Consider the following 14,355-nt stretch of genomic DNA (forward strand, 5'->3'; position numbering starts at 1 on the left):
CGCCCACCCCTTCGTCGCCTCCATCGACCTCGCGGCCCTGCCCGCCGACGCGACGGACCTGCCCCTGCCTCCCGACGGCAACCTGCTGCTGTTCGCCTTCCCCGAAACCGCCGACGATTACGAAACCATGGGCAGTGTGGTGTACGTCCCCGCCGGTTCGGCCGTGACGGAACGGGACAGGCACGCGTGGAACCCCTCCGACATCGACGATTACGAGGCGATGTTCGAGGAGTTCCCGCAGGGTCCGCTGCGGGCGACGACCCATGTGTCGCTGCCCTGCCACGAGGCGGTCGAACTCCTCGACAAGCCGGGGAGCGGGCCGCTTCCCGGGCATCCCCGCTCCGAGGAACTCGTCGCGGTCTGGGAGAGCACCCGCGACGCCATCGCCCCCGAGGGGCCGCTGCAGATCGGGGGATACGCCGACGAGGAGGCCGTCTACACCGACCCGGTCGCAACTGCCGTGTCCAGGGCCGTGAAAGCGGCGGACGCGGGCCGGTGGGACGGACCGGTTTCGGATGACGTCGCGGACTGGGTGCTCCTGGCCGACTGGCTTGCCGGCATGGACGTACAGGGCTGGGAGAGCGCCACCGTCCACTGGGTGATCCAGCGCGAGGACCTGGCCGCGCAACGCTTCGACCGTGCGTTCACCTCGGTCTTCTGGAACCCCTGACCTGTGTCCTGAACGATTTCCTTCCGATCGGCCGACGGTTGGTCCGGGTGTGCCGGGCCAACCAGTCATAGGGCTCCCAGCACGCGTGCTGCCGATTCCGCGGCCCCGGACGAGGACGTTGACGCCGAGATCAGGAGATCAAACGGATGGGGGCTGCCGCCGGTGTTCGTCGAAGGCGGCCATCATCCGGGTGGGCGTCTCCCCGTACTGCTTCTTGAAAGCCCGGATGAAATGGCTGCTGTCGAAGAAGTGCCAGCGCGCCGCGGCTTCCGCGACGGTCGGCCTGCCCCATGGGGTGAGCAGTTCGTGCCGTGCGCGTTCCAGTCGTCTGCGGCGGATGTAGGCCGCCACCGGCTCTTCGGCTGTGTTGAACGCGCGGTGCAATGTGCGCACAGAGACGTTCAGTTGGCGTGCCAGCCACCGAGGCGAAAGGTCGGGGTCTGTGAGGTGCTCGTCCGCGAGATCCATCGCGGCGCGGGCGAGTGCGGGAGCCAGCTGGGGCTCGGCGTCGTCGAACTCGTGTCGCACAGCGGCTCTGGCAAGTTCGAGCAGGGCGTTGCGTGCGCCCTGGACGCCAGCCGCGGTGAGGCCGCGCACGGTCTCGCGGACCATGCTCGCGTGGGCCATGAGAATGCGCATCTCGCTCGAACGGGTCGAACCGACGATCTGCCTGCCCCGGGTTGTCCGCCCGAGCACTGCGGTGGGCAGGATCAGTACCGTCGCCCGGGACCCGGGCGCCACGTCGAACAACGAGGGTGGGTTGTTGCGGCGGGCGATGAAGGACCCGGCCGGAACCGTGACGCTTTCACTTCGCCCGTCCAGTGCGGCGAAACGCCAGGAGCCGTGCCGCATCAGATGCACGAGCACCCGGTCGCCGCTTTCGCGGTCCGCCGCGGGACGCCCGAGGAAGCGCTCGCTGTAGACGTCCGCGATCACTGCATCGTGCAAGTTGGCGGCCTGGACGTTGATCCGGAAATCGCCGGACTCGCCGACGTCGAAGGAGGGCAGGGGTAACGCTTGGCCCGTTTGCGTCTCCCACTCCTGCCGGAAGACGTCGAAGCCGTTTCTGGCCGTCCTCGGCTTCGTGACGTCTGCCGTGAACGTCCCCACCAGCCGGTTCCCCGTCATGGTTCTCTCGCCGTCGCCCTCTTCCGTACGACACGGAAGTCCCATAGGTGTGTCTCTCAGATACAAGCGCCCCCACACAAACCAAAAGAAAATTACAGGCCTCTGCAACACGACAAGCAACGAGGTCCCACTTTCATGACCGAAACGACCACGGCACACGCAACGGACGAGGGCGCCGGCGACCCGGCCGCGGATGTCGCGAACCTGATGCAGATGATCGCCGGCGGCGCGATCCTCCAGACACTGCACGCGGTTGCCGAACTCAACATCGCCGACCACCTCGCCGATGGAGCACGCACGGCAAAGGAGGTGGCCGCGCGCGAAGGCAGCCATGAACGGGCCACCTTCCGTCTGATGCGTGCGGCCGCTTCACTGGGAGTGCTCAGCTACGAAGGGTTGGGGTGCTTCGGCCTGACCGGGCGGGGGCAACTGCTGCGTACCGGTGTGCCGGGCTCCCTGCGCTCCTTGGTGCTGATCCAGGCCGGGGAGTCGCACTGGCAGCCCTGGAGCCTGTTCCCCGAGGCAGTGAGGCAGGGCGCGAGCCAGGCGAAGAAGGCATTGGGCGCGGACGTCTTCGACTACAACGCGCGGCCGGAGAAAGCCGACGAAGCCAGACTGTTCGCCGAGTCCATGCGCGACTTGGCCGGCATGGTGACCCAGGGCATCCTGGCCGAGGCCGACACCGAGGGCATGTCCACCGCGATCGACGTCGGTGGCGGGGACGGACACCTCGTCCTGGGGCTCATGGAGGCCAATCCCTCTTTGCACGGCCAGGTACTCGACCTGCCGCACGCCGTCGATGACGCGACCCAGCAGGCCGGACAGCGGGGCCTGTCCGACCGCTTCTCCGCTGTGCCGGGCGACTTCTTCCATGAGGTACCCCGCGCGGATCTCTACCTCCTCAAGACCGTGCTCCACGACTGGGACGACGAGCGCAGTACGACGATCCTGCGCAACTGCCGCTCTGCGGCGGGCGAAGGCGGGCGCGCCCTGGTCGTGGAAATGCTCGTCGACCACGAGATCGGCAAGCCGGACTTCGCCACCATTGCGGACGTGACCATGCTCTGCGTCACGGGCGGCATCGAACGAGACCTGGACGAGTTCGACGCTCTCTTCGCTGCGACCTGCTGGCGCCGCGGCAGAACGTACCCCGTTGGCGGCGGCTACTACGCCATGGAACTCGAGGCTGTCTGACCGCGATTCAGGAAAATGACATGTCAACAATTCTCATTACCGGTGCCAATCGGGGCATCGGCTACGAGACGGCCCGAGCACTCATCGCTGAGGGTCACACAGTGTGGCTGGGCTGTCGGGACAAGGCCCGAGGGGAGCGCGCCGCCGGCGAGCTCGGCGGGAAATTCGTATTGCTCGACGTCACCGACGACGCCTCTGCCCAAGCTGCCGCCGCAGCCATCGGCCAACTGGACGTACTGATCAACAACGCGGGCCTGCTGGAGCCGCCGACGCACATCGGAGACCTCACGTCAGAGCTCGTGCACCGGATTTTCGACACCAATGTCTTCGGTGTCGTCCGCGTCACGACGGCCTTTCTGCCTCTCCTGGCGGAGTCGGCGCAGCCGACCGTGGTCAACGTGACCAGCAGCATTGGCTCGTTGGCCAAATCAGCCGATCCGAACGACGAATTCACCGCCTACCCGCAGGATGTGTACCGCGCTTCCAAGGCGGCTCTCAACATGTTCACCGTCCAGTACGCCAAGGCATACCCAGCTGTACGGATCAATTGCGTCGACCCGGGTTTGACCGCAACCGACATGATGGGCGGTCAGGTGGGCCAGCCGGTAGCCCAAGCAGCTGCGATCGTGTCCAGGGTTGCTCTCCTCGGACCGGACGGCCCGACCGGGCAGTTTCTCGGTGCCGACGGCGTCGTCCCGTGGTGACCATGAGCGCGAAGCCCAGGGGGCCCATCACCGAGACCATCGACCGCTTCGTCGACAGCTGCAACGTCCAGGACCTCGACCTCGCCATGTCCTTCTTCGCCGAGGACGCCGAGTACCTTCCCGGCGACGGCAGCATCCAGCCCGGACCCGCACAGTTCCGCGCCGCGTTCGTGCCGATCTCCTCGGGGAAGTTCGGCCTGGTCACCTTCGACGAACACGACCGGCTCATCGACGACCCGCGGCTCCACCTCGGTGCTGCGCTGGGCCCTCCGCGCCCGCTACGGCCATGTGGTCCATGACTTCCCTTGAGGGGGTCAGTTGGCCTGGGACGCGCCGACGTGGAATTCGTCCTCTTGAGTGTGACGCACGAAACTCCTTGCCCGTTGCGATGGTGTCAACCACCGCCCGGGGCAAGGAGTTTCGTCGTCACCTGTCGTTCGTACCGAACAGGGCCATCAGATTCCGGCCGCCCGTCACGTCCACCCTCGTGCTCAGTCGACTATCGCTTCGATGATCGAGTAGGGAGTCGACGTCGACACGACCCTGTCGATGCTGATACCGGCGGTGTTCAGCAGCGACTCGTACTCCGCCTGGGTTCGTTCCATCCCGGAGCCCATGGCGAGCATGGTGAGGTCGATCGTCTTGGCCATGTGCGGCTCGTCGCCGTCCGGCACCACACCCTCGACGATCAGCACCCGAGCACCCGGCCCACCCGCCTTGGCCACTGACTGGAGCAGGCTGACGGCAGCGGCGTCGTCCCAGTCGTGAAGGATGTAGTTGAGCAGGTAGATGTCCGCGACGGGCACGCTGTCGAAGAAGTCACCGGCGACGACCTCGACCCGGCCGTCGAGCCCCCGGGCGGCGATGTTGGACCGCGCCGCCGGCGTCATCGCGGGGAGGTCGAAGACGATCCCCCGGCGGTCGGGCAGGTCCTTGATGAGTTCGACCAGGACGCTGCCGTCGGCTCCCCCGATGTCGGCGACGAGCTCACCGGCGGGCAGCGCGTAGGCGTCGAGCATGCCGGCGCGAAATCCGTTGGTGAGCGCGGCCATCGCCTCGCTGAACTGCCGCGTTCGGTCCGGGCTCTCGGTCACCCAGTCGAAGAAGGGCTTGCCGAGGTAGTGGTCCGCAGCGGGCTCGCCCGTCCTGAGCGTGTGGAGCAGATCGCTGAACGGGGCGTAGTGGGTCTCCATCCACATGAGCACCACCGCGCGCACCGAGTCGTCGGCGTTACGGGACAACGTCGCGCCTATGGGTGTCAGGGACACTCGATCGCCGTCGAGGACGAACAACCCCATCGAGGCGAGCGTGCGCAGCAGCCGGCGCAGGGGCTGGATCTGCGCGCCCGACCTCTCCGCCAGTTCGCTCACCGTCAGCGGGCTCCCGGCCTCGTCCAACATCGTCGGCAGGTCCAGCTTGGCCACGACGTAGACGGCCTGGGAGACCTGAAATCCTCCTGTCATCTGCATCATGACATCTGCCGGATTCGGCTTCGGCGGGTTCATCAGCGCTCTCCTCTTGAAGTCCGTCGGTGACAACGGACAGATCGAACAGTCGATGGTCGGGCGGCGGCGATGCCGCGGGGCGCACAAGGTTTGTCCTTATTTGCATGGATCGCGCCCGGAACCGCCCTGAGCTTGTTCCTCCCGCCGAAGCTTAGGAAGGTCGGCGCGGCGCGCCCTTGAACCACAGCGGCATCCGTACGGAACATCCGTGCCACGAGACAGCGTTGGAGCAGCGCATGGAGGTAGACGATGAACAACGCTGCACCGGAGGCCGACGGATCGCGCGGGGCATTCTTACTGGACTCCACCATCGCGCCCACCGGGCCCCGCGGATTCGACTCCTTACGGCACGTATGGGAGGCGCAGATCGGCGATGTCTTCCGACTGCCGGCCTTCAGTCCGGCCACGGTCGGCGACCTCCGGGTCAAGGGCCGCGCCGCCAAGGTGCGCGACGTGAAAATCGCCGATGTCCGCAGCGCGTCGTCCCTCGCGGGCACCCCGGGTGACGACTACGACGCGGTGGTGATGTACGTAGTGCGGCGCGGCACATGGACGTTCGACGCTCCGCCCGATCGCGGTGAACACACGGTTTCGGCCGGGCAGTTCCGCCTCCAGCACTTCAGACGGCCCTCGCAGTTCGAGACGGCGCCGCACACGACGACGAAGATCTTCGCTCTGCCCGCCGCAATGCTCAGCCCTCTGCTCGGGAACCGGATCATCACCGGTCCGGCGGACGCGGCCGAGGTGCGCCTGCTGGTGGCCCACACGAAGATGGTCCACGCAACCATCGCCGACTTCGGCCCGGCCGGTGTGCACGCCGCTCACAGCACGCTGATCGAGCTGGCCAAGGCGGTGGCGCTGCGTCGGTTCGACGACGTGGAACCCCGACTGGCTCCCGCACTCGCCCAGGCCGCGAAGGACCTCGCGGACCGCCATCTCGCCCATCCCGAACTGTCTCCGGCGATGCTGGCGCGTCAACTCAACGTCTCCGTACGCACATTGCAGCGGGCGTTCGCCGCGACAGGAGAGGCGGTGGCCGCCTACATCCGCGGGCGGCGGCTGGAAGAAGCCCGCCGCGCGCTCACCGCCCCGTCCGGACGGCTGAGCGTCTCCGAACTCGCCGCCCACTGGCACTTCGCCGACAGCAGCCACTTCATCCGCGCCTTCAAGAAGCAGTACGGCCGAACACCCACCGATTACGCAGACTCGACCAGGCCGGCCGACGGATGACCCAGCCTTGCGCCTCCGCCCCGCCGCGTGTTCAGCCGGTGCCCGACTGGCTGGCCTTCCATGCACGGTAGTGCTGCTCGGGGTTGTCGGTGAACGAGGCGTGGCGGGGGCGCCAGCCGAGCAGGCGGTGGGCCTTCGCACTCGTGACGAGCTCATCCTGGTCGGCGGCCATCTGCATCATCCCGCCGGCCTCCGCGGTCTCCAGGGTGATCTCGCCGGTGTAGCCGGCCGCGCGCACGGCGACGCGCTGCACGTCCAGGGCGGCCAGGCGCTGGTCGTCGGCGACGACGAACACCTCGCCGTCCACAGCGGTCGGGTTGTCGAGGATGCGGACGTAGGCGTCGGCGAGGTCGTCGACGTGGACCCAGCTCCAGCGCTTGGCGCTGTCGCCGTAGAAGACAGGTTTGCCTGCCTCGGCGGCGGCGAACCACTCGCCGGTCATGGACGTGGTGGCGGGCCCTCCGTACATGAAACCGGGGCGGACCACAGTGTGTGCAAGGCCGCTGGCGGCCAGCTCCTTCTCCAGGGCGAAGCGGAAACCGAGAGGGCTCTCGGGGTTGCCGGGCGTGTTCTCGTCCATCAGCGGCAGACCGGTGCGGCCGTAGGAGGAGATGCCGGTGGTGAACACCAGGTGCCGACGGCGCCCGTCACGCTCCTGAGCGGCGACGAGTTCGGCGAACAGGCGCTGGTCGCCGCCGATGGGATCGCTCATCTCCATGAGCAGGTGAACGACCGCGTCCATGCCGTCCAGGTGCCCCCGCCAGCTCTCGGGCTTGGTGAAGTCGCCCTCGACGGGCGTGACCTCGCTGATCGTGAGGTCCCGGGCGCCCTGGCCGGTGGTGTCGCGGGCCAGGCCGAGGACGCGGTGGCCGGCACGGGCCAGAGCGGCGGAGACACGCCGGCCGGCATAGCCGGTGGCGCCGATGACGAGGATCTGCATGTTCGTTACTCCGTGTGCTGTGTGTGGCGTGGTGTGTTGGGGTGCGTGTGATGTGGTTTGCGTGCTGCGTGTGGTGTGTCTTGGGTCAGGCGGCGGGGGTGGTCGTGAAGAAGCGGGCGAGTCGGTCGGCGGTCCATGCCGGGTTGTCGGCGGCGAAAGTGTGTGCGGCGGCGGGAACGATGTCCGCGCGGACATCCATGGCCGCCTGGCGGGCACCGTCCAGCAGGACGTCCTGGGGCAGGCCGTGTTCGCCGTTGAGGATCAGTACCGGCACCCCGACCGGGCCCCCGGCACGGGCGGTCCGGCCGTCCTCGACGAGCGTGGCGTAGTGCTCGAACCCGCCGCGCATGGCGTCGGTGCGGGTGTAGGCGCGCAGGAGGTCGGCGCGGTCACCATCGGTGATGCCGCCTCGGGTCATCATCGACCAGAAGCCCGACAGGTACTGCTCCTCCTTGCCCGCGGTGAGCATCGCTGCCGACTCGCTCTGGGCGTGGAACCCGAAGTGCCATGAGCCGCCGTTGGCCGGGTTCATGTGCTCCTCCAGGCCGAAGCCGGGCAGGTACGCCTCGCTGAGCACCAGCCGGGAGACCTCGTCCGGGTACGCCTGGGCCCAGGCGTGGACGGTCATCGAGCCCACGTCCGTACCGACGGCGAAGACGCGTTCATGGCCGAGGTGCCGCAGCAGTTCGTGCAGGTCCTCGGCCTCGTCCCGCTTGGTCCAGTGCCCTGCCGGGATGGCCGAGTCGCCGGAACCGCGCAGGTCCGGTGCGACGACCGTGAAGCCCCGTTCAGCGAGGAGCGGCATCACGGCCCGCCATTCGATCCAGGTGAACGGCCAACCGTGCACGAGGACGACCACGGGACCGGCGCCGCCGCTCACATAGTGCAGCCGGACGCCGTTCACCTCGGCGTGGGCGGGCGTGAACCCGTCCGGTAAAAGGGTTGCGGGATCCATGAACTGCCTCTCTTTTGCTTGCTTCAGCAAGTACTATCTCTCATTGCTTGCCTCGTCAAATAAACTGGTGACATGGCCCCCGACATCGAACCCGCAGCACTGACCCCCGACGAATTCCTTCTGTGGCGGAGCCTGGGGCGACTGGTCCATGCCCTGCCGCGCGCGCTGGAGGAGGACATGGCCCGAACCGGCGTGACCATGACCGAGTTTGCGGTCCTGCTCCTCTTGAGCGAGGCCCCCGACCGGCGCATGCGCATGTCCGCACTCGCTGCCGCGGCCGGCCTCACACCCTCCCGCATCACCCGCGTGGTGGAAGGGCTGGCACACCACGACATGGTCCGCAAGGAACGTCACGACAACGACGGACGTGGCAACGACGCCGTCCTCACGGACACCGGTCTGCACGCCATGCACTCGGCACAGGCCACCCATCTCGCCAGCGCGCGGCGACGCGTCCTCGACCACATCCCTGAGCACCTGGTGCCGGAGCTTGCCCGGGCCCTTGCCGGGACCACCGAGGCCCTGTACCAGCCCTGAACGGCGGTGACGTAAAGAGCGAGATTGCGCGATGGCCAATGCCGGCGATCGCTCGATCGGCTACAGGCGCGCGGCCAGGAACGGCAGGACCACGTCGGCCATCTCTTCGGGTACTTCCTCGGCGAGGTCGTGCCCGGCGTCGAAGACGTGGCCGGTGACGTCGTGGGCCATGAGTCGCATCTGGGACTCGTTGCGGTCGCCGATGAACGCCGAGCCGCCGAGCGCCAGCACCGGGATGTCGAGCTTCTTCTGCGCGGACTGCCGGTTCTGTTCGGCGTCCACGAGCATCGCCCGGTAGATCGCGAGCATGGCGCGGATACCGCCGGGCATGGAGTAGCAGCGCACGTATTCCTCGATCGCGTCGGGCGTGGCGCTGTCGGTACGGCTGCGCTCAAACTTGATCATGTACGTGATCAGCTCACGCTCGTGCCCGGCGATCAGCATCTCGGGAACGTCCGGCTGGAAGTAGAAGCCCAGATGCCACAGATGCATGCCGCTGGAGACGTTCTCCGGAGTGAGGGCGGTGTGGTCCTCGAAGCCGAAGCCGGGGAACAGGGCCTCGGCGAACACGAGGCCGCTGACGTTCCCGCGGTGGCGGGCGGCGAGTTGGTAGCCGATCACCGCTCCCCAGTCCTCGCCGATCACGGCATACGTCCCGTGCCCGAGGTGGGCCATCAGTGCGGCGATGTCGTCGCTCATCGTCGCGGAGTCGTAGCCGTCCGCAGGGCGGGCGGAGTCACCGAGACCGCGCAGGTCCGGCACGACGACGGTGTAACGGGCCGTCAGCTTCGGGACGAGGTGGCGCCAGTGATAGCCGGTCTTGGGTACGCCGTGCAGCAGCACCACCGCGGGGCCGGACCCGGCCGTCCGGTAGTGCAGACTCGTTCCGTTGACGGCGGCACGGCCGGTGCGTACGGGCGCTCCGTCATGGTCGTACATCATGTGTTCTCTCAGCCTTCCCTGTTCCGTGTAACTCGCGATGGGGTGCCGGCCGGCGGGTGTCATGCAGGTGTAGGTGGGGCGCCGGTTGATCCCGTGCCTGCGGGTTCCGGCGCTTATTCTTGATCGTGCGATACAGATTCTGGTCATGAAAAAGTCAGTCGAGGGCGGCCAGCGCGACCTCCACGAGGGGTTCGAGGGCGTGGCGGTCCGGCGTGATCTTCGAGGAGACCAGTAGCCCGTTGAGGAAGGTGACGAGGAATCCGGCGAGCGTGTACGGGTCGTGCCGCGCCGCGATCTCACCCCGCTCCCCCGCCACCCGCAGCACCTCGGTGAGGGCGTCCCGGGTGGCATCCTGCATGTCCCGCACGATGCGCCGGACCGGCGGGGCGTCCGGCAGGCGCTCGCAGGCGGCATTGACCGCCAGGCAGCCCCGGCCGTCCTGCTCGACAGCGATGCGGATCCGCTCGACCAGCAGCGTGCGGATCGCCGAGCGGGCGTCAGCACCCTCCTCCAGGCTGCGCAGGGCAGCCGCCGCGAGGGTGCTGCGGTAGCGCTCCAGCGCGGCACGGTACAGGCCGTCCTTGTCGCCGAACGCCGCGTACAGGGACCCCTGCCCGATCCCCAGGTGCTGCGTCAGGTCGCGCACCGAGGTCGCCTCGTAGCCACACGCCCAGAACAGCTCCATCGCGCGGCTCACCGCCATCTCGGTGTCGAACTCCCTGGTCCTTGCCATGGCAACACCGTAACGTATCTGGATCGCACGCTCAAGAAAGTGCTGCGACACGTCGTCACCGGACGGGCGGTGCGGTACAGCTCCAGCATCGAGCTTTCGCCGCCGGTCTGTGCCTCCACGCTCCGCTCGCTTCAGTTCGCGACGTCGTGGTTGGACAGCACCCAAGTGGCCGGTGCGCCGACGCCGTTGAGCATGGCGAGGGAGTCGTCGATGACCGTGCGGAGGTCCTTGGCGTCCCAACTGGCCATGAGGAAGTCCAGCAGACCGTCATGGAGACCCTCCAGGCAGAACGCGGTGTAGCCACCGGTGCCGTCCTGGCCGAACATGCGGAAGCCGTCTCCGTTCAGGTTGCGTTGAGGACACCCGGAGTGTCGTACAGGACAGCATTCCGATGGAGCGGGATGCGTCCCATATTGATGGCGGCGACGGCTGCCAGGGCGTCGCGGAACGCCTGCGAGGCCGTGGTGCCGGACGTCTGGACGGTGGTGGGCTGCGTGGTGGTGGTCATGACCGGGCCGGCTTCGTGAGGCGCGGGTCGAGGCCGTACTGCTCGTGGGCGCCGAGGTTCTCGCGCAGGGTGGGGCCTTCGTAATCGTCGTGGAACAGGCCGCGTTCCCGCAGGATCGGGACGACCTGGTCGACGAAGGCGTCGAAGCCGTCGTGGTAGCTGTCGATGGCGATCGAGAAGCCGTCGCAGGCCCCTGCCTCGAACCACTGCTGCATGTGATCGGCCGCGTCGGCGGCGGTGCCGGCGACCACGGGGTGGTAGTCGATGACGCCGTAGGCGAGCACGTCGCGCAGGGTCCAGCCTTCCCGGGCCACTTCGAGGGCGCGGGCGGAGCGCGGGTCGTGCGGGCTGGGTATGGCGTCGGCGAGCTGGTCCGCGGTCAGCGGCTCGTCGAGCCGGCCGGGGTCGAGCGGGAGACCGATCATGGCGCCGAGGTAGCGGACGCGTTGGTTCAGGTCGACGACCTCGTCCAGGAAGCGACGCCGCTGAAGGGCGGCCTGGCGGGAGGGGGCGATGGTCGGCATGAAGCCGGCGAGCATCTTCACCTCGTCCGGGTCGCGTCCGGCGCGCTTGGCGGCGTCCCGCAGGGCCTGGCGCTGGGCCCGGGCGTCCTCGATGGTGTACGGGTTGGCGTAGACGCCGCTGGCGTAACGGCCCGCGAGTTCCAGGCCGTAACTGCCGCCGCCCGCCTGGAAGATGACTGGCTGGCCCTGCTCGGACGGGGGGATGGGCAGCGGGCCGCGGGAGGCGGCGTGTTTGCCCTGGAGGTTGACCGGCTGGATCTTGTCCATGTCGGCGAACCGCTTGCCGTCGACGTCGAGCAGCCAGGCGCCCTTCTCCCAGCTGCCCCACAGAGCCTGCACGATCTGGATGACCTCGTGGGCACGCTCGTACTTCTCCGCGCGCGGCGGGATCGTCGCGCCGAAGTTCGCCGCGGCGGCGGGGTCGGAGGTGGTCACCGCGTTCCAGCCGGCCCGGCCGTGGCTGATCACGTCCAGGGCCTTGAACTGGCGGGCGAGATTGTAGGGCTCGGTGAACGTGGTGGAGGCGGTGGTGACCAGGCCGATCCGCTCGGTCTCGCGCGCGAGGACGGTCAGGATCAGCAGCGGGTCGATCATGTGGTGCGGGGAGTGGTGGTCGAGGTCGACGTCCAGGACCGGGGTGTCCGCGATGAACAGCAGCTGGATCTTGCCGCGCTCGGCGGCCCGCGCGTAACGCACGAACTGGTCCATGTCCGTGTAGCTGTGCAGGTTCGCACCCGGCAGCCGCCAGGCCCCGGGTGCGGCCCCGTATCCGCCGCTGAACTGCATGCCCAGGACCATCTGTCGGCTTGTCACGGTTACTTCTCCAGACCGGGCGATGAAAAACGGAGAGCGTCTCCGTTTACCTTTCGAGAATACGGAGGCATCCTCCGGATTGTCAAAGCCGTGCGGGCGCCGGGCCCGGGCCGGCCGAGTGGCGGCCCGGGACCAGGCACCGGACGGTTCCTGCGGGCGGAGGAACTACGGCCTGTCGAGGACTCCCGGGGTGTCATGCAGGACCACGCTCCGCTGCAGCGGAACCCGCTCCGTGCGGAGCGTGTTCACCGGTGCCGCAGGGTCAGCCATGCCGAAGGAGATGCCGAACAGCAGCTTGAGCTCCGCGGGGACACCCAGGAACTCGCGGACGGTGTCGGCGTAGACGCCGAGGATGGTCTGCGGGATGCCGGCCAGCCCCCGGGCCGCCAGCGAGAGCAGGAAGTTCTGCGCGTACATGCCGATGTCGCCGGCCGTCCGTACCCCGTCGCCGAGCGCCGGCATGAACAGGAAGGCGGCATGGGGAGCGCCGTAGAACTCCAGGTTCTCGCGGACCGCCACCCTCCTGCCGTCCCGGTCCGAGCGCTCGACGCCCAGGGCCCGGTAGACACTCGCGCCCAGGGCCTGCGACCGCTCGAGGTAGATGCCCTCCTCGCCGTAGCCATCGGTGAAATCCTGCGAGGTCCGCCCCTCCTCCTCGGCCCGGAGCAGCTCTTTGGCCAGGGCGTCCCGCGCCGCATCCGAGACGACGTGCACCGTCCACGGCTGAGTGTTGCTGTTCGAAGGGGCCGTCTGTGCGTCTTCCAGCACGCCGCGAATGTCCGAAGGGGACAGGGCGGTGGGCAGGAATCGCCGGGGGGAGCGTCGGGAGCGTGCGATGTCGGTGAAGGGTGATGTGATGCCGGGCAAGGCGGTTCCTCTCCATGGCGCGTAGCCACCGCCACGGCGGCCGTGGCGCAGCGTGGTACGGCAGGCCATGCAAGAAGGCAGCCGGCGGCTGGGTCGGGCGCGGGATTCGCCCTGCGGGTGCCGGAAGGCTTGCGGATGCCCGTAGGCGGTGGCGTGCCGAAACTGTAGGTCGCAGCGCGGGGGGACTGCGCGCTCTTTGTGTTCGTCGTGTGTGTTCGTGGCGTGCCGGCGCTGCCGCTCTCGTGCTGTTGCGTGCCCGAGAGCCGCGTCGGGTGTCTCAGCGGTGGGCGGCGCGGTTCATTTCGACGACGTCGTCGACGGTGGGGTTGGCGCCGAGGGCGGCGATGCGTTCCGGGAGGCTGTCGCGGACGCGCGCGTCCTTGGCGCGGTCGGCGGCGGCCAGGGCCGCGGGCAGTTCGTCGAGGGTCAGTTCGGTGCAGTAGGCGGGGCTGTTGGGCTGCTGGCGCCAGGAGTCGGCCAGTGTGCCGGCGTCGTAGGGGTCGAAGCCGGTGTCGTCCACCAGGCTCATGGCCACCTTCCGCGCCTCCTCGGTGTCGGCGGCGACGGGGATGGCGAGGCGGCCGGGGGTTCCGGCGGGGACGCCCTTGGTCCGCTGGGTTTCGGCCAGGGCGGCGTTCCACGCCTTGACCACGGGGCGGCCGAGCAGCTCGGCGGTGTACACGCTCTCCACCTGGCCGTTGTCCACCGCCTCGATCGGCTCGCTGAGCATGCCGGGGTAGTAGTTCGCGGTGTCGATGACCACCGTCTCGTCGGGCACCGACGCGAACAGGTCCGCCAGCTGGCCCGCCACCCCGAACGGGATCGACAGGACGATGACGTCCCGGCCCTGGACAGCATCGGCGAGCTCCGCCGCGCGGGCCCCGGACTCCAGCACCTCCGCCCGGACGGCCTGGGGGCCGCGGGCGTCGGCCACCTGGACGTGGTGCCCGGCCGTGCTGAGTTTGGCGGCGAGGTTCCCGCCGATGGCACCGGCGCCTATGACAGTAATTTTCATGATTTGTTCCTTGAGAGGTTGTGCCGCCCCTGAGGGCAGCGCGATGTGATGGCCGGGTGGTGGTGCCGCCTGGCGTTGCGGGGGGCCGGG

Annotated in this window: 17 protein-coding genes; 6 read left to right on the plus strand and 11 right to left on the minus strand. The window is 68.5% G+C overall.

What is annotated here, in order from left to right:
• Positions 1-670, plus strand: a 670-nt coding sequence (locus tag G5C60_RS43910) for a DUF1963 domain-containing protein (RefSeq protein ID WP_165268675.1), incomplete at its 5' end; no start/stop codon positions are given.
• 138 nt (positions 671-808) lie between these two features.
• Here G5C60_RS43910 and G5C60_RS43915 read toward each other — a convergent pair.
• Positions 809-1,798 carry a helix-turn-helix domain-containing protein gene (locus tag G5C60_RS43915; protein WP_165268677.1) on the minus strand — a complete coding sequence of 330 codons (990 nt, stop codon included), beginning with the start codon at positions 1,796-1,798 and terminating at the stop codon, positions 809-811.
• Positions 1,799-1,933: 135 nt separating this feature from the next.
• On the opposite strand from G5C60_RS43915, the gene G5C60_RS43920 reads away from it, so the two are divergent.
• The 3 genes from G5C60_RS43920 to G5C60_RS43930 are packed head-to-tail and all read left to right on the plus strand — an operon-like array spanning position 1,934 to position 3,995.
• Positions 1,934-2,992 carry a methyltransferase gene (locus G5C60_RS43920; protein WP_165268679.1) on the plus strand — a complete coding sequence of 353 codons (1,059 nt, stop codon included), beginning with the start codon at positions 1,934-1,936 and terminating at the stop codon, positions 2,990-2,992.
• Positions 2,993-3,012: 20 nt separating this feature from the next.
• Positions 3,013-3,696, plus strand: coding sequence for an SDR family NAD(P)-dependent oxidoreductase (locus tag G5C60_RS43925; RefSeq protein WP_165268681.1), 684 nt, complete (start codon positions 3,013-3,015; stop codon positions 3,694-3,696).
• A 2-nt stretch (positions 3,697-3,698) separates the two neighbouring features.
• Positions 3,699-3,995, plus strand: a complete 297-nt coding sequence (locus G5C60_RS43930; protein ID WP_165268683.1) for a YybH family protein — start codon at positions 3,699-3,701, stop codon at positions 3,993-3,995.
• A 192-nt stretch (positions 3,996-4,187) separates the two neighbouring features.
• Here G5C60_RS43930 and G5C60_RS43935 read toward each other — a convergent pair whose 3' ends face one another.
• Positions 4,188-5,159 carry a methyltransferase gene (locus G5C60_RS43935; protein WP_165268685.1) on the minus strand — a complete coding sequence of 324 codons (972 nt, stop codon included), beginning with the start codon at positions 5,157-5,159 and terminating at the stop codon, positions 4,188-4,190.
• 291 nt (positions 5,160-5,450) lie between these two features.
• Between G5C60_RS43935 and G5C60_RS43940 the strand changes: the two genes are divergently transcribed.
• Positions 5,451-6,431, plus strand: coding sequence for a helix-turn-helix domain-containing protein (locus tag G5C60_RS43940; protein WP_165268687.1), 981 nt, complete (start codon positions 5,451-5,453; stop codon positions 6,429-6,431).
• A gap of 31 nt (positions 6,432-6,462) precedes the next feature.
• Here the strand turns inward: G5C60_RS43940 and G5C60_RS43945 are convergent, their stop codons facing one another.
• Complete coding sequence (locus G5C60_RS43945; RefSeq protein WP_165268689.1) at positions 6,463-7,371, minus strand: NAD-dependent epimerase/dehydratase family protein; 909 nt, start codon at positions 7,369-7,371, stop codon at positions 6,463-6,465.
• A gap of 85 nt (positions 7,372-7,456) precedes the next feature.
• Entirely contained in the window at positions 7,457-8,326 is an 870-nt protein-coding gene (locus G5C60_RS43950; protein ID WP_165268691.1) for an alpha/beta fold hydrolase, read from the minus strand.
• A gap of 72 nt (positions 8,327-8,398) precedes the next feature.
• On the opposite strand from G5C60_RS43950, the gene G5C60_RS43955 reads away from it, so the two are divergent.
• Entirely contained in the window at positions 8,399-8,863 is a 465-nt protein-coding gene (locus tag G5C60_RS43955) for a MarR family winged helix-turn-helix transcriptional regulator (protein ID WP_165268693.1), read from the plus strand.
• A gap of 60 nt (positions 8,864-8,923) precedes the next feature.
• On the opposite strand, the gene G5C60_RS43960 is transcribed toward G5C60_RS43955, so the two are convergent.
• From G5C60_RS43960 to G5C60_RS43990, 7 genes are all read right to left on the minus strand, one after another.
• Entirely contained in the window at positions 8,924-9,805 is an 882-nt protein-coding gene (locus G5C60_RS43960) for an alpha/beta fold hydrolase (protein WP_165268695.1), read from the minus strand.
• 154 nt (positions 9,806-9,959) lie between these two features.
• Positions 9,960-10,538 carry a TetR/AcrR family transcriptional regulator gene (locus tag G5C60_RS43965; RefSeq protein ID WP_165268697.1) on the minus strand — a complete coding sequence of 193 codons (579 nt, stop codon included), beginning with the start codon at positions 10,536-10,538 and terminating at the stop codon, positions 9,960-9,962.
• 131 nt (positions 10,539-10,669) lie between these two features.
• Entirely contained in the window at positions 10,670-10,864 is a 195-nt protein-coding gene (locus tag G5C60_RS43970; RefSeq protein ID WP_165268673.1) for a hypothetical protein, read from the minus strand.
• A gap of 17 nt (positions 10,865-10,881) precedes the next feature.
• A complete protein-coding gene (locus G5C60_RS43975; RefSeq protein WP_165268699.1) occupies positions 10,882-11,046 on the minus strand; it encodes a hypothetical protein in 165 nt (54 codons plus the stop codon).
• Positions 11,043-12,383 carry an NtaA/DmoA family FMN-dependent monooxygenase gene (locus tag G5C60_RS43980; protein ID WP_338146097.1) on the minus strand — a complete coding sequence of 447 codons (1,341 nt, stop codon included), beginning with the start codon at positions 12,381-12,383 and terminating at the stop codon, positions 11,043-11,045. The genes G5C60_RS43975 and G5C60_RS43980 overlap by 4 nt, the downstream gene beginning before the upstream one ends.
• Before the next feature lie 165 nt (positions 12,384-12,548).
• Positions 12,549-13,250, minus strand: a complete 702-nt coding sequence (locus tag G5C60_RS43985) for a nitroreductase (RefSeq protein WP_241267506.1) — start codon at positions 13,248-13,250, stop codon at positions 12,549-12,551.
• 277 nt (positions 13,251-13,527) lie between these two features.
• On the minus strand, positions 13,528-14,355 hold an 828-nt coding region (locus G5C60_RS43990; protein WP_338146098.1), incomplete at its 5' end, for an NADPH-dependent F420 reductase.

Source organism: Streptomyces scabichelini, assembly GCF_011045015.1.
Classification (GTDB): Bacteria; Actinomycetota; Actinomycetes; order Streptomycetales; family Streptomycetaceae; genus Streptomyces; species Streptomyces scabichelini.

Excerpts from the sequence above, each read along its gene's own strand:
- G5C60_RS43940 (WP_165268687.1), top strand. The coding sequence starts at position 5,451 with ATGAACAACGCTGCACCGGAGGCCGACGGATCGCGCGGGGCATTCTTA.
- G5C60_RS43915 (WP_165268677.1), bottom strand. The coding sequence starts at position 1,798 with ATGACGGGGAACCGGCTGGTGGGGACGTTCACGGCAGACGTCACGAAG.
- G5C60_RS43960 (WP_165268695.1), bottom strand. The coding sequence starts at position 9,805 with ATGATGTACGACCATGACGGAGCGCCCGTACGCACCGGCCGTGCCGCC.
- G5C60_RS43975 (WP_165268699.1), bottom strand. The coding sequence starts at position 11,046 with ATGACCACCACCACGCAGCCCACCACCGTCCAGACGTCCGGCACCACG.
- G5C60_RS43930 (WP_165268683.1), top strand. The coding sequence starts at position 3,699 with ATGAGCGCGAAGCCCAGGGGGCCCATCACCGAGACCATCGACCGCTTC.
- G5C60_RS43945 (WP_165268689.1), bottom strand. The coding sequence starts at position 7,371 with ATGCAGATCCTCGTCATCGGCGCCACCGGCTATGCCGGCCGGCGTGTC.
- G5C60_RS43925 (WP_165268681.1), top strand. The coding sequence starts at position 3,013 with ATGTCAACAATTCTCATTACCGGTGCCAATCGGGGCATCGGCTACGAG.
- G5C60_RS43935 (WP_165268685.1), bottom strand. The coding sequence starts at position 5,159 with ATGACAGGAGGATTTCAGGTCTCCCAGGCCGTCTACGTCGTGGCCAAG.
- G5C60_RS43955 (WP_165268693.1), top strand. The coding sequence starts at position 8,399 with ATGGCCCCCGACATCGAACCCGCAGCACTGACCCCCGACGAATTCCTT.
- G5C60_RS43965 (WP_165268697.1), bottom strand. The coding sequence starts at position 10,538 with ATGGCAAGGACCAGGGAGTTCGACACCGAGATGGCGGTGAGCCGCGCG.
- G5C60_RS43970 (WP_165268673.1), bottom strand. The coding sequence starts at position 10,864 with ATGTTCGGCCAGGACGGCACCGGTGGCTACACCGCGTTCTGCCTGGAG.
- G5C60_RS43920 (WP_165268679.1), top strand. The coding sequence starts at position 1,934 with ATGACCGAAACGACCACGGCACACGCAACGGACGAGGGCGCCGGCGAC.
- G5C60_RS43950 (WP_165268691.1), bottom strand. The coding sequence starts at position 8,326 with ATGGATCCCGCAACCCTTTTACCGGACGGGTTCACGCCCGCCCACGCC.